10 protein-coding genes and 1 pseudogene are annotated in these 13845 nt (G+C 60.5%); 8 read left to right on the forward strand and 3 right to left on the reverse strand.

Features of this window, described 5'->3' with window-relative positions; all coding sequences use genetic code 11:
• Positions 1-10: 10 nt before the first annotated feature.
• The 8 genes and pseudogenes from PVW49_RS20035 (at position 11) to PVW49_RS20070 (ending at position 9861) form a co-directional block, all read left to right on the forward strand.
• Positions 11-916 carry a carbohydrate ABC transporter permease gene (locus tag PVW49_RS20035; protein ID WP_274591381.1) on the forward strand — a complete coding sequence of 302 codons (906 nt, stop codon included), beginning with the start codon at positions 11-13 and terminating at the stop codon, positions 914-916.
• Between the two features lie 2 nt (positions 917-918).
• Entirely contained in the window at positions 919-1812 is an 894-nt protein-coding gene (locus PVW49_RS20040; protein ID WP_074839240.1) for a carbohydrate ABC transporter permease, read from the forward strand.
• A gap of 17 nt (positions 1813-1829) precedes the next feature.
• The gene (locus PVW49_RS20045) at positions 1830-2894 is read left to right on the forward strand and encodes an ABC transporter ATP-binding protein (protein WP_074839237.1); all 1065 of its coding nucleotides are present in this window, start codon (positions 1830-1832) and stop codon (positions 2892-2894) included.
• Between the two features lie 10 nt (positions 2895-2904).
• Complete coding sequence (locus tag PVW49_RS20050; protein ID WP_274591382.1) at positions 2905-3933, forward strand: hypothetical protein; 1029 nt, start codon at positions 2905-2907, stop codon at positions 3931-3933.
• Positions 3934-4205: 272 nt separating this feature from the next.
• Entirely contained in the window at positions 4206-5225 is a 1020-nt protein-coding gene (locus PVW49_RS20055; protein WP_074839232.1) for a LacI family DNA-binding transcriptional regulator, read from the forward strand.
• Positions 5226-5441: 216 nt separating this feature from the next.
• Positions 5442-6557 (forward strand): fumarylacetoacetate hydrolase family protein, encoded by a 1116-nt coding sequence (locus tag PVW49_RS20060; RefSeq protein ID WP_274591383.1) that lies wholly within the window; start codon positions 5442-5444, stop codon positions 6555-6557.
• Between the two features lie 12 nt (positions 6558-6569).
• A pseudogene (locus PVW49_RS20065) lies at positions 6570-8090 on the forward strand (aldehyde dehydrogenase (NADP(+))).
• A gap of 1 nt (position 8091) precedes the next feature.
• Positions 8092-9861, forward strand: a complete 1770-nt coding sequence (locus PVW49_RS20070) for an IlvD/Edd family dehydratase (RefSeq protein ID WP_274591384.1) — start codon at positions 8092-8094, stop codon at positions 9859-9861.
• Positions 9862-9982: 121 nt separating this feature from the next.
• Here PVW49_RS20070 and tkt read toward each other — a convergent pair whose 3' ends face one another.
• From tkt to PVW49_RS20085, 3 genes are all read right to left on the reverse strand, one after another.
• Entirely contained in the window at positions 9983-12049 is a 2067-nt protein-coding gene (gene tkt / locus PVW49_RS20075) for a transketolase (protein WP_274591385.1), read from the reverse strand.
• Between the two features lie 93 nt (positions 12050-12142).
• Positions 12143-13099, reverse strand: coding sequence for a transaldolase (gene tal, locus PVW49_RS20080; RefSeq protein ID WP_274591386.1), 957 nt, complete (start codon positions 13097-13099; stop codon positions 12143-12145).
• 38 nt (positions 13100-13137) lie between these two features.
• Complete coding sequence (locus tag PVW49_RS20085; RefSeq protein WP_274591387.1) at positions 13138-13794, reverse strand: nucleoside/nucleotide kinase family protein; 657 nt, start codon at positions 13792-13794, stop codon at positions 13138-13140.
• Positions 13795-13845 lie beyond the last annotated feature (51 nt).

A 13845-nucleotide genomic window follows, 5' to 3' on the forward strand; every position in this document is an offset into this window, starting at 1 on the left:
ACAGGACGTGATGGCGATGGAACTGCGCAAGAATCTCTTTTGCTATCTGATGGTTGCACCGGCGCTTCTGATTACGTTGGCCCTTGGCATCGTGCCGATGGTCACGTCGCTATGGTGGAGCTTTCTGGACTACGATCTGATTCAGGCGGAAACCGCCGGCGAGACGTTCGTGGGATGGCGCAATTATCAGGTAGTCTTGTCTGACCAACGGTTCGTGACCTCGCTGGTCAATACCGTGGTGATGACCGTCATGGTCATGGCTCTGGTCGTGGCGCTCGGGCTGCTGCTGGCGCATGTCATGAATGCGAAATATCGCGGGCGCGCCATTGTCAGAACCCTGATCTGCGCCCCGTGGTTCGTGCCGCCCGTCGTGGCCGCGGCCATCTGGGTGTGGATGCTGGACACCGATCGCAGCCCGATCAACGCACTTCTCATGGATTGGGGGCTGATCGACGGCAACCTGCGGTTTCTGACCGATACCACTGACGCCGGACCGCTTTCGCTGCCGTTGGCGTCCGTGGTGGCGGTGCGGGTGTGGAACGGGCTGCCGTTTGTGGTGATCTTTCTGCTGGCGGGCATGCAGTCGATATCGCGCAGCTTGTACGAAGCGGCCTCGATCGACGGGGCAAGCCTGATCGGGCGTTTCAGGTATATCACCCTGCCTTTGCTGAAACCGGTTCTCGGTGTCATCGTGATGCTGTTGCTGATCACCGGTTTCGGACACTTCGAAATCAACTTCATCATGACCGGCGGTGGCCCGCAGGACATGACCAATGTCGCGGCGGTATACGCCTATCAGCAGGCCTTCAACTTCTTCCGCTTCGATTATGCGTCTGCGGCAAGCGGTGTGGTCTTTCTGATGACCAGCGTGATCTGCATCTTCTATATCCGCGCGCAAATCAGGAAAGACAAATAACCATGGATGCCACCGTCAATCCGGCTGTGCGTCAGGGGCAGGGGATCTTTTCCCGCTATCGCCGTGTCGACACGATCACCAAGCTGACCGTCATTGCCGCAACCGTCATTGCGCTGATCTACATTCTGCTGCCGATCTTCTGGATGCTCAAAAGCTCGTTCCAGACGGCGGCGGAAATCAAGCAATTGCCGCCAAAGTGGATTCCCGATCAGATCCGGCTGGATTCCTACCAGGACATCAACCTGCTGATCCCAATCTGGCGCTATATCTTCAACTCGATCTACGTCTCGGCGGCGGCGGCGCTGTTGGCAACGTTGATCGGGACCAGCGCCGCCTATGTCCTGTCGCGGTTCCGCTTTCCGGGCATGACCCTGATCCTCGTCACGATCCTTGTGACCCAGCTGATCCCGCCGATCACCCGTGTCTTTCCGCTGTATGCGCTGATTCAGGATGCCGGCCTGTTGAACACCTATACCGGTTTGATCCTGTCCTATGCCGGGTTCTCTCTGCCGTTTTCGATCCTGTTGCTGAAAGGGTATTTCGAATCCTCATGTCCGCCCGAGATCGAAGAGGCGGCGCTGGTGGATGGGTGCAGCTACATCTCGACCTTCCTGCGGATCATCCTGCCGATTTCCCTTCCGGGATTGGCCGCGGTGACGATCTTTACCTTCCTCAATGCATGGAACGATTTTCTCTGGGCGTCCTTGCTGCTCAATTCCAGCGAGATGAAGACGATCCAGGTCGGGATCGGAGATCTGACGGCCGAAGGTGGCGGCACCCGCTATGTCAGCATGTTCATGGCCGCCTGCGTGTTGGCCACTGTGCCGGCGCTGATCATGTTCATTTTCGTGCAGAGATGGCTCGTTTCCGGGCTGACCTCTGGCTCTGTCAAATAAGCTGAGGACCCCCAAGAATGTCCACAATTTCTGTTCGGAACGTCACCAAGAAATACGGTGCCGTCACGGCCATTCCCGATCTGTCGCTGGAGGTGACAAAAGGCGAATTCATCGTGCTGGTCGGGCCATCGGGCTGCGGAAAGTCCACGCTCTTGCGCATGTTGGCGGGGCTGGAAAGCATCACCGAGGGCGAGGTCGCGATCGATGGCGAGGTCGTCAACAACATGATGCCGCGCCAAAGAAATATCGCGATGGTGTTCCAGTCTTACGCGCTCTACCCGCATATGACGGTTGCCGGAAACATGGGTTTTTCGCTGAAGCTCGACGGCGCGGACAAGGCGGAGGTTGCCGAGCGCGTCAACGAGGTGGCAAAGATCCTCGCGCTGGATTCCCTGTTGGATCGCAAGCCGGCGCAATTGTCGGGCGGGCAACGCCAACGGGTTGCGATGGGGCGTTCGATCGTGCGCGATCCTTCGGTGTTCCTGTTCGATGAACCGCTGTCCAATCTGGATGCAAAGCTGCGGGTTCAGATGCGCGCCGAGATCAAGTCGCTGCACAACCGTCTGGGCACCACGATTGTCTATGTCACCCACGACCAGATCGAAGCCATGACCATGGCCGACCGCATTGTCGTCATGAACGCCGGCACAATCGAACAGGTCGGAGCGCCGCTGGATCTCTATGACCAGCCCGCCAACCGCTTTGTCGCGGAATTCCTTGGCTCGCCGTCCATGAACCTGATCGACGGGACCATTTCGGACAGCGGTACTGTCGTGCTGGGCAGTGGACTTGAACTGCCGCTGGGAGCGTCCTTGCGGGCCGGGGCCGAGGTCACGCTTGGCATTCGGCCTGAATATATTTCGCTTTCGGATACCGGGGGCATGAAAGTGCGCTGCATGGTCTCGGTGATCGAGCCAACCGGCCCCGCGACGATCCTTGTCGTCGAAATGGGCGACGAAAAAGTGACCATCGAGGTGACCGGTCGGGTGGCTCACAGGGTCGGGGACTTCATCGATATCTGGATGGCGAAGGAGCATTGCCATCTGTTCGACACATCGTCCGGCATTCGCCTGGACCAGTAAGGGACATCACATGACCACCAAATCTACCGAAGTCACCATTGACGGCGCGAAGTTCCAGATCAACGGGGCGCCGACCTATCGCGGGCGGAGCTGGAAAGGGCATCCGGTCGAGGGTCTCTTGCTGAACACCCGCATGGTGCAAGGCATCTTTGACGATCTGAATCCGGAGACACGTGACGACTGGGCCTATGCGGATACCGGGAGCTGGGATGCGGATCGCAACACCGAGGAGTTCATCGCGGCAATGCCGAGCTGGAAGGCGCATGGCGTGCTGGCTTTCACGATCAACCTTCAGGGAGGCAGTCCCTACGGCTATTCCAAGCAACAGCCATGGATCAACTCGGCATTCACGCCTGAGGGCGCGTTGCGCGACGAATACCTCGATCGGCTGAGCCGCATTCTCAGGGCGGCGGATGAGCTGGGCATGGTGGTGATCGTCGGGCTGTTCTACTTCGGTCAAGAGAAGATATTCGCCAGCGAGGATGCGGTGCGAACGGCCGTGCACAATGCCGTGACCTGGTTGTTGGAGACGGGGCATAAGAACATCCTTCTGGAAATCAACAATGAGTGCGATATCCTTTACCAGCTGCCGGTTCTCATGCCGGACGGTGTGCACGAATTGATCGACATCGCGAAATCCGTCGAAAAGGATGGTCGTCGTCTTTTGACCGGGACAAGTTATGGCGGCGGCTTCAATCCCAAGACCAACGTCGTCGAGCGCAGCGATTTCATCCTGATTCACGGAAACGGTCAGGATGACCCCGACCTGATCCGCGACATGGTGCGCAAGACCCGCGAGGTGCCGGGCTACAGGCCGATGCCTATCCTGTTCAACGAGGATGACCATTTCGACTTCGACAAGGATGACAACAATTTCGTTGCCGCGGTGGAAAGCTATGCCAGCTGGGGCTTTTTCGACTACCGGATGGACGGGGATGGCCCCGACGATGGCTATCAATCGGTCCCGGTGAATTGGGGCATCTCATCCCCACGCAAACGCGGGTTCTTTGAAAAGGCAAAGGAAATCGCAGGCACTTGAGCCCAGCGGCTGTTGAAGTGAAGGCCGGCGGCAGGAGAGACGGATTTGCCGCCGGTTGTCGTTTCGCCGATGATTGGACGCCTTGATAAACGGCACAGATCCCCCGGGAGGGGATGGCCAGCCCCGTTGTTGACGGGCGGTGCCGCGGGCTCACCTCTTGGTATGTGCGATCAAAATGCGGCTCTAGATGATCTTTTTACGTCAGAACCGTTGTCTTTTTCTTGCCCAGCCCTCAGGGTAAAGGAGAGGGGCGCTAACTGGGGAGGATCTCGATGAAGAAGCCGACGGTCGAGGATATAGCTCGACATGCAGATGTCAGCACGGCGACCGTGGGGCGCGTTCTGAACAATCGCGGAAGCGTCAGCGCCAATGCCCGCGAGAAGGTGGCGAACGCCGTCCGGGAGCTGGGTTACCGCCAATTGCCTGATTCCATCACGCATTCGGTTCGCGGTGTCCTCAAGTTCTTGTTTCTCATTCCAAACGGGGAAAGTGCCTTCCTGCAAATGTTCAAGCAAGCGGTGGCCTCCGCCCCCGCCGCAGTGCCCGACTATGAGGTGAAAATCGATTTCGGATATATCCCGTTCGACGATGATGAAGCGATCATCGCGCAGCTGGATGCCGTGTCCTGCGAGGACTATCAGGGGATTGCTGTCTTTGCCGTGGATGCGCCCGGCGTGCGGCATGCGATCGAAAGGGCCAAGACCCGCGGGCTTCAGGTGGTGACGTTGGTTTCGGACATCACCGACGCGCCGGTCAATTTCATCGGCATCAATAATGTGAACGCCGGGCGTGTTGCGGGAAGCCTGATGGGGCGCTTCCTGCCGGCCGGACGCCACAAGATCGCGATCGTTTGCGGCACGGCGCGGTTGCGGGATCAAATTGATCGCATCTATGGCTTTAACCAAGCCTTGGACGCGACCCTTAAGACAGTCGAGGTTCTGGAGCCGCTTGAAGGCAACAGCATAATCGAAAAGAATTATCAGTTGGTTCGCAAGCTGCTGGCGGAGCATCCGGACATTTCCGGCATCTATTCCAGCAGCGCAGGCAACAGTGGCATACTGAGGGCATTGAGCGAAATAGAACAGCGACCGATTGTCATCATGCATGAGTTGACGCCGCGCCTGCGGGAAGCCTTGTCGCGCGGTGAGTTGGATGCGGTTATTGGCCAGAACGTCGATCACATCGCCAGAAGCGCGGTACGTGTCCTGCGGGCTCATTGCCTGGGGGCGCCAATTGTCGAAAGCCAGGAGAAGATAACCATCGATATCTTCCTCGCCGACAACATGCCTTGACCTGAAGATTTGGTTGCTCTGGCTGTCAATTTTGAAGAGTGCAAAATGTCAAATATCGATCCTGGAATGACCCAAAATGATCATTGACGATGATCTAAAATGATCATAGAGTCATCGGCGCGCTGACAGGGCTCAAGCCGTGTGGGTGCTGAAGGAGCGCCTCGGGGAGGGCGTCAGCGCATGAGTTGATTTTTCGACCGCGCCCGCGAAACACAGATGGAAACTCTTATGCCACTTCCAATACCAGAAACAGATGGCCTCTGGCTTGGGCGCATTCTTGTCCCGGATGTCGGTCCATGTGTCGTGACGGCCCGTGACGGAACCTTGCTGGATATCACATCGCGCGATGCGCCGGCGGTACGCGACATCATGGAAATGGACGACCCGGCCTCCTATGTGGCGGCGGCGCCCGGACGCCCGGTCGAAGGTGAATGGGATTGGCTGGCGCCCTGTGACTTGCAGGCCGTCAAAGCCTGCGGCGTGACCTTTGCCGGGTCGATGGTTGAACGCGTCATTGAGGAGCAAGCCGCGGGCGATGCGGCAAAGGCCGAGGATATCCGAAATCGGGTTGCCGCCCGTATCGGTGACAGTCTCAACAACATCGTCCCGGGCTCTGCCGAGGCCGAAAAGGTAAAAGAAGCTCTAAAGGCCGAGGGGTTGTGGTCCCAATACCTCGAGGTGGGCATTGGTCCCTACGCCGAAGTCTTTTCGAAAGCCCAGGTTTTGTCATCTGTCGGCTTTGGCAGCGCGGTCGGTTTGCATCCCATCTCGAACTGGAACAACCCGGAACCCGAAGTGGTGCTCGTTGTGAATTCCAGGGGCGCTATCATGGGCGCGACATTGGGAAATGACGTCAATTTGCGCGACGTAGAGGGCCGATCCGCCTTGTTGTTGTCAAAAGCAAAAGACAACAATGCCAGTTGCGCCATCGGGCCGATGATCCGGCTTTTTGACGATACTTTCGACCTTGACGCCGTGCGGAATCTGGAAATTCAGCTCACAATCGAGGGCGTTGACGGCTATCGGCTTGAAGGGTCGAGTTCGATGAAACAGATCAGCCGAGACCCCGAAGACTTGGTAAAACAAACCATCGGAAGGCATCACCAGTACCCCGACGGGTTGGTGCTTTTTCTCGGAACCTTGTTCGCCCCCACACAGGACCGAGATGCGCCCGGACAAGGATTTACACATAAAATAGGCGATATTGTCACTGTGTCCTGTCCCGAATTGGGCCAGCTCGTCAACTCGGTCGATCTTTCAACATCCTGCGCCGAATGGACTTTTGGTCTGGCAGACATGATGCGCAATTTGGCGACGCGCAATCTTATCTAACAAGGACAAATAATGAGTGTCGGAAAACATCTGATAGCTGGAAACTGGATTGGCGGAGAGCGGACGTTCCGGTCCGATCCGGCGCATGGTGAACCTCGGGAGTTCTCGGTCGGCACGCCCGACCTGGTTGACGCAGCCGTGGAAGCTGCCGAGGCTGCCTTTGCGAGCTATGGAAAGACCAGCCGCGCAGATCGCGCCGCCTTTCTGAACGAAATCGCGAAGGAAATCGAGAGCCGCGTGGAGAAGATCGCGAAGATCGGATCTCAGGAAACCGGGCTGCCCGAACAACGTCTGATCGCCGAGTGTGGCCGCACAACCGGGCAATTGCGTCTGTTCGCCGATCACATCACGGCGGGTGATTATCTTGATCGCCGCCACGATGCCGCCTTGCCGGATCGCGCCCCCTTGCCCCGCCCCGATCTCAAACTGATCCAGCGCCCGATTGGACCTGTCGCGGTCTTTGGTGCGTCAAACTTCCCGCTGGCCTTCAGTGTGGCTGGCGGTGATACCGCGAGCGCCTTGGCGGCCGGTTGCCCTGTCGTGGTCAAGGGGCATTCAGGTCACCCTTGAACCAGTGAAATCGTCGCGCAGGCGATCGACGTTGCGCGCAAGACGCGCGGGATAGACGCCGGTGTCTTCTCGTTGGTTCAGGGTGGCAGCCGCGATGTCGGCACCGCTTTGGTGCAGCACCCTTTGATCGCCGCCGTCGGATTTACCGGGTCTTTGGCAGGCGGCAGGGCGCTGTTTGACCTGTGCGCCCAACGCCCGACCCCAATTCCGTTCTTTGGCGAACTCGGGTCTGTCAATCCGATGTTCGTTCTGCCCGCCGCCCTGTCGGCACGTGCGGCATCGATAGGGGAGGGGTGGGCAGGTTCCCTGACAATGGGCGTCGGCCAGTTCTGCACACAACCCGGGATCGCAATCGTTGTCGCCGGGCCAGAGGCAGATACGTTTGTTGCGGCAGCGGCCACCGCCCTTGATGGAATTGCCCCGCAGACGATGCTGACCGAGGGAATTGCGCAAGCCTATCATTCGGGCGCCGCAAAATTTGACAGCGACGCCACCACCACCCGTCACACAGGTCATGACGGCGCGGTGGGTGACGGGCGCACGGCGCGTCCGGTCTTGCTGTCGGTCCCGGCAAAGGATTGGTTGGAAAATGCCAGCCTGCACCACGAAGTCTTTGGGCCCCTTGGCCTGGTGGTTCTGGCCGATGACGTCAGGCAGATGCACAAGATTGCCGCCTCTCTCGATGGTCAGTTGACGCTGACACTCCAAATGGAAAACGACGACCGCGAAGAGGCCGGCAGGCTCATTCCGACGCTCGAGCGCAAGGCAGGCCGCATCCTTGCCAACGCATTTCCGACCGGCGTCGAAGTATCTGACACGATGGTGCATGGCGGCCCTTACCCGGCTTCGACGAATTTCGGGGCAACTTCGGTCGGAACACTGGCCATTCGCCGCTTTGTCCGTCCGGTCTGCTATCAGAACCTGCCTGACTCGCTCGTCGACGACTTCGCAGGCAATCCGTGACATGACACAGCCCAAACCGCGCCTTCGTTCACAGGATTGGTTCGACAATCCCGACCATGCCGACCTGACGGCTCTCTACCTCGAACGGTTCATGAATTACGGGATCACGCCGGACGAATTGCGATCAGGTCGTCCCATAATCGGGATTGCGCAGAGCGGTAGCGATTTGGCCCCCTGCAACCGTGGGCATCTGGCCAATGAATCGCGCGTCAGGGACGGAATTCGCGATGCGGGAGGTATCCCCATCGCCTTTCCGACACATCCAATCTTCGAAAACTGCCGCCGTCCGACCGCGGCATTGGATCGGAACCTGGCATATCTGGGTCTCGTCGAAATTATGAACGGCTATCCGCTGGACGGGGTTGTTCTGACGACGGGCTGTGACAAGACCACGCCATCCGCGCTCATGGCGGCATCGACCGTCGATATCCCTGCGATCGTGTTGTCTGGCGGCCCGATGTTGGACGGGTGGCACAACGGCGAACGGGTGGGGTCCGGCACCGTCATCTGGCGGGCGCGGCGAAAACTTGCTGCCGGCGAGATGACCCGTGACGAATTCCTTGATGAAGCGTTGGATTCGGCCCCGTCGGCCGGACATTGCAACACCATGGGCACCGCCCTGACGATGAACGCAATGGCAGAAGCGCTGGGAATGTCCTTGCCCGGATGCGCCACGATCCCAGCGCCTTACCGCGAGCGCGGCCAAATTGCGTACAGGACGGGAATGCGGATCGTCGAGATGGTGCGCGCAGATCTCTGCCCGTCCGATATCATGACCAAAGCCGCATTTCTGAACGCTGTAAACACATGCGCTGCCCTTGGCGGATCCACGAATGCACAACCCCATCTGAACGCCATGGCCTTGCATGCAGGCCTGTCCCTGACGGCGGCAGACTGGTCGGCGGCCTATGACATACCGCTCTTGGCCAACGTTCAGCCCTCCGGCGACTATCTCGGGGAAAGTTTTCATCGTGCCGGTGGGGTGGCATCAATCATGCGCGAACTGCTGGACAACAAAAGGCTAAACGGGGAATGCCTGACCGTCTCCGGCGAGAAAATCTCGATCCAACTGGCGCGGGCCGCCGCCCCTGACGGCGATGTCATTCGTTCTTACTCGCAACCGTTGAAAGACCGCGCCGGCTTTCTTGTTTTGAGCGGCAATCTTTTTGATTTCGCCATTATGAAGACGAGCGTCATTTCAGACGAGTTTTCCGAACGTTACCTGTCCGACCCTGAGAGGCCCGGCGTGTTTGAAGCCCGCGCGATCGTCTTTGAAAGCTCAGACGACTATCTCACGCGGATCAACGATCCGGCCCTCAATATCGATGCCCACTGTATTCTTGTGATCAGGGGGGCGGGCCCCATTGGATGGCCGGGTTCGGCAGAAGTGGTCAACATGCAGCCGCCGGATCATTTGTTGAAATCGGGAATTACCAGCCTGCCCACGCTTGGCGATGGCCGCCAATCCGGCACGGCTGATAGCCCGTCCATCCTGAACGCCTCGCCAGAGAGTGTCGCGGGCGGCGGCCTATCGTTGCTGAGAACCGGTGATACAATCCGAATTGATATCAAGAATGGCACCTGCAATGCCGTTGTTGACGACGAGGAACTGCGCCAGCGCAGTGCAGGCGGCGTTGAAGTTCCCGAGGCGAATACGCCTTGGGAGCGGTTATACCGCGAAAATGTCACGCAGCTCGAAGACGGCGGAATTCTCAAAGGGGCGCCATCGTTTCGCGCGACCAAGAACCGCCTTCCGCGGCACAATCACTGAACGCTTTTCCAAAGGTGGTTCTGGATCGAGTCATCCCCCGAGGAACTACACCGCAAAAGTGTGCTCCCGCCATCCACCTGAACCCGGGGGCGCCTGAAATCCAAGGCGCCCCCAGGGGAAATCATGTCCTTGCGTTAGCCACCTGCTCCTTGGCTGCGGCCACGATGTTGCCCGGCGTGAAGCCATATTGACGCTGGAGTTCCGCGAGCGGCGCTGAGGCTCCGAAAGTGCGCATGCCGATGATCTGGCCGCGCAGTCCGGTATACCTGGTCCAGCCCAGGATCGACGCCTTCTCAACCGCCACGCGGGCGGTCACGTCCGGCGGCAGGACGGCGTCCTTGTAGGCCCGCTCCTGCTGCTCGAACAACTCCCAGGACGGCATGCTGACGACGCGCGCGGCGATACCCGCAGCCTTCAGCTCCTCGTAGGCCGCGATGCACAGCGACACTTCGCTGCCCGTGGCCAGTAGCAGGACGTCCGGCTTGCCGTCGACGGCATCGGCCAGCACATAGGCGCCGCGGGCGACGCCGGCCGCCGGGGCATAGCGAGAGCGGTCCAGAGTGGGCAGGTTCTGGCGGCTGAGGATCAGCACCGCCGGCTCATGGCGCAGATGCATGATGACGCGCCAGGCCTCGACCACTTCGTTGGCATCGGCGGGCCGCAGAACCACAAGCCCCGGGATCGCCCGGAGCGAGGCAAGGTGTTCCACCGGCTGGTGGGTCGGGCCGTCCTCGCCGACGCCGATGGAATCATGGGTGAAGATGTGGATCGTCGGGATCTCCATCAATGCACTCAGCCGGATGGCCGGGCGCGCGTAGTCGCTGAAGATCAGGAAGCCAGAGCCATAGGGCCGGACCTTGGACAGCGACATGCCGTTCAGGACGGCGCTCATCGCGTGTTCGCGGACGCCAAAGTGGAAGTTGCGGCCGGCATGGTCCTCGGCGCTGAAGTCGCCGGCGCCGTCGAAGGTCAGCCTTGTATTCGTCGACGGCGCAAGGTCGGCCGCGCCGCCGATCAGCCAGGGCACCTGTTCGGCAATGGCGTTTAGCACCTTGCCCGAGGCGACCCGGCCTGCCAGCCCCTTGTCATCCGCCGGAAAGCTGGGCAGGCTCTGGTCCCAGCCGTCCGGCAGCACGCGCCGTTGCGTGCAGTTCAGCTGATGCGCGAGGTCCGGATATGTGTCTTGGTACTCGGAAAACAGCGCGTTCCAGGCGGTGGACGCTTCATCGCCTCGCTTTCCAAGCCCGTTGCGGAAATGCGCGATCACTTCGTCCGGCACCTCGAATTTCGCGTCCTCGGGCCAGCCGTAATTCTGCTTGGTCAGGCGGATTTCATCGTCGCCCAGCGGACTGCCATGCGCGCCGTAGGTGCCCTGCTTGTTGGGGGATCCATAACCGATATGGCTGCGCACGATGATCAGCGTCGGCCGGTCCTCGGTCGCCCTGAAACTCCGAAAAGCCTGATCCAGCGCATCGAGATCGTTGGCATCCGCGACCCGGAGCACGTTCCAGCCATAGGCTTCGAACCGCTTGCCCACATCTTCGCTGAAGGCCAGGTCGGTCGAGCCCTCGATGGTTATCTTGTTGTCGTCGTAGATCCAGCACAGGTTGGACAGCTTGAGGTGCCCGGCAAGCGAGGCCGCCTCGCCCGAGATGCCCTCCATCATGCAGCCGTCGCCGGCCAGCGCGTAGACATCGTAATCGAAAAGCTCGAAGCCCGGCCGGTTGTAGGTCGCCGCGAGCCACCGCTGCGCGATCGCCATACCCACTGTGGTGGCGACGCCCTGGCCGAGCGGGCCGGTCGTGGCCTCGACGCCGGTGGTCCAGCGATATTCCGGATGGCCCGGGCACGCGCTGCCCATCTGGCGGAAATTCCGGATGGCATCGAGCGGCACCGCCGGCTCGCCCTGGGTTTCGTAATCGGGGTTGACCGCCTTGACGCCCGTGACGTGCAACAACGAATAGAGCAGCATCGAGGCATGGCCGACCGAAAGCACGAAGCGGTCTCTGTTCGGCCAGATCGGTCTGTCGGGATCAAAGCGCAGAAAGCGCTGCCAGAGGGTGTAGGCCACCGGCGCAAGCCCCATGGGCGCGCCCGGATGACCGGAATTGGCGGCCTGAACCGCGTCGATCGTCAGAGTTCTCAGCGTGTTGATCGACAGTTGATCGAGATCGTCGGAATTGCTCATGACTGCGTTCCTTCCAAGTTCGGCAATGGGGCGCGAACGCGCTTTGATGAGGGGAGTGGAGGCCGGGATGAATATCCCCGGCCTTCCGATTGATCAGGCGGCGGACGACTGCTTCTGCTTTTGCTCGATGCCTTGCAGAAGCTTCTGATGGTCCGCGTCGAAATTGCGGATGCCTTCGGCCAGCTTCTCGGTGGCCATGGCATTGGCGTTCAGCCGCCAGCGAAAATCCGGCTCGTCCAGCGAGATCCGCGCCATGCCTGATGCACTCTCGGGCGTCATCACCCGCCGCACCCCGGCCTCCTCGGCGTCGAGTTCCTCGAGCAGATTGGGCGAGATCGTCAGACGGTCGCAGCCCGCCAGCGCCTTGACCTGGCCGGTATTGCGGAACGAGGCGCCCATCACGATGGTCTCGATCCCGTTCGACTTGTAGTAATCGTAGATCTCGCGCACCGAGCGCACGCCGGGGTCCTCCTCGGCGTCGAAGCTGCGGCCCTCCTTGGCGGTGTACCAGTCGGTGATCCGGCCGACGAAGGGCGAGATCAGCGCCACGCCGGCTTCGGCGCAGGCCGCAGCCTGCGCGAGCGAGAAGAGCAACGTAAGGTTGCAGTCTATGCCTTCGTCTTGCAGGATTTCCGCGGCGCGGATGCCTTCCCAGGTGGAGGCCAGCTTGATGAAGATCTTCTCGCGACCGACCCCGCGTTCGCCGTAGGCCGCGACCAGCGCCCGCGCCTTGGCAAGCGAGGCCTCGGTGTCGAAGGACAAGCGCGCATCCACCTCTGTCGAAACCCGGCCGGGTACCAGTTGCGCCAGTTCCACGCCGACCCCGACAGTCAGGGTATCCGCGATCTCGAGCGGCGTCTTCCCGGCCGACCTGCCGGCCTCGATCTCCTTGGCGACCATCTCCTCGAAGGCTGGCATCTGCAACGCTTTCAGGATCAGGCTGGGGTTGGTTGTGCAGTCGTGGGGTTTCAGCGCCCGGATCGCATTCACGTCTCCGGTATCGGCGACAACGGTGGTCATCTCCCGCAATTGGCTCAGGCTGCTTGCCATGGGTCTTCCTCCTTGATCGGTTGTGCTGTGTTCGAACGTCAGACCCGGATGTCGTCTGCGGCAAACGTCACATCCGCCTCCAGGCGGCCGGCGAGAATGCGGCGCGCGTTCGGCAGATCGTTGCGTTCGGCGCGCGCCAGGGCCTCGTCGGGTGTGTGCCCATGGTCGAGCCAGCGCTGCAAGAGACGGCCCCGCAACACCTCCTCGGGCGTGTCGAGCCAGACCGACAGGTCCCAGAGCGGCTTTAGCGATTGCCAAGGGTCTTCGCCGAAGAGCAGGTAGTTGCCCTCGACAATCGCCACGTCGCACTCCGCCTCGATCGAGGCCGTTCCCGCGACGGCGAGGTCACGGCTGCGGTCGAACAGCGGATAGACGACCTCGCCGCCTTGCTTCAACCGGTGCATCATGTGAACGAAGCCCTGCGCGTCGAAGGTTTCGGGCGCACCCTTGCGCGCCACAAGCCCGCGTGTCTCAAGCAGGCCATTGTCGAGGTGAAACCCGTCCATGGGGATGGCCCGGGCGGGGCGGCCCGCCGCATTTACTGCGGCCGTAATCATTCCGGCCAGCAGGGACTTTCCGCCTGCCGGCGCCCCGGCAACGGCCACCAGCCAGCGGTTCCCTATCCGCGGCAATCCGGCAATGCGCCGCGCAAGATCGACGACATTGCCGGGGGCGAACGCGTCAGGCGAACTCATCTGCACGCTCCGGCACCTTGGCGCCGGTCATGTAGGCGACGGCGTCGGACA

It is taken from the genome of Marinovum sp. PR37 (assembly GCF_028807375.1).
GTDB classification, from domain to species: Bacteria; Pseudomonadota; Alphaproteobacteria; order Rhodobacterales; family Rhodobacteraceae; genus Marinovum; species Marinovum algicola.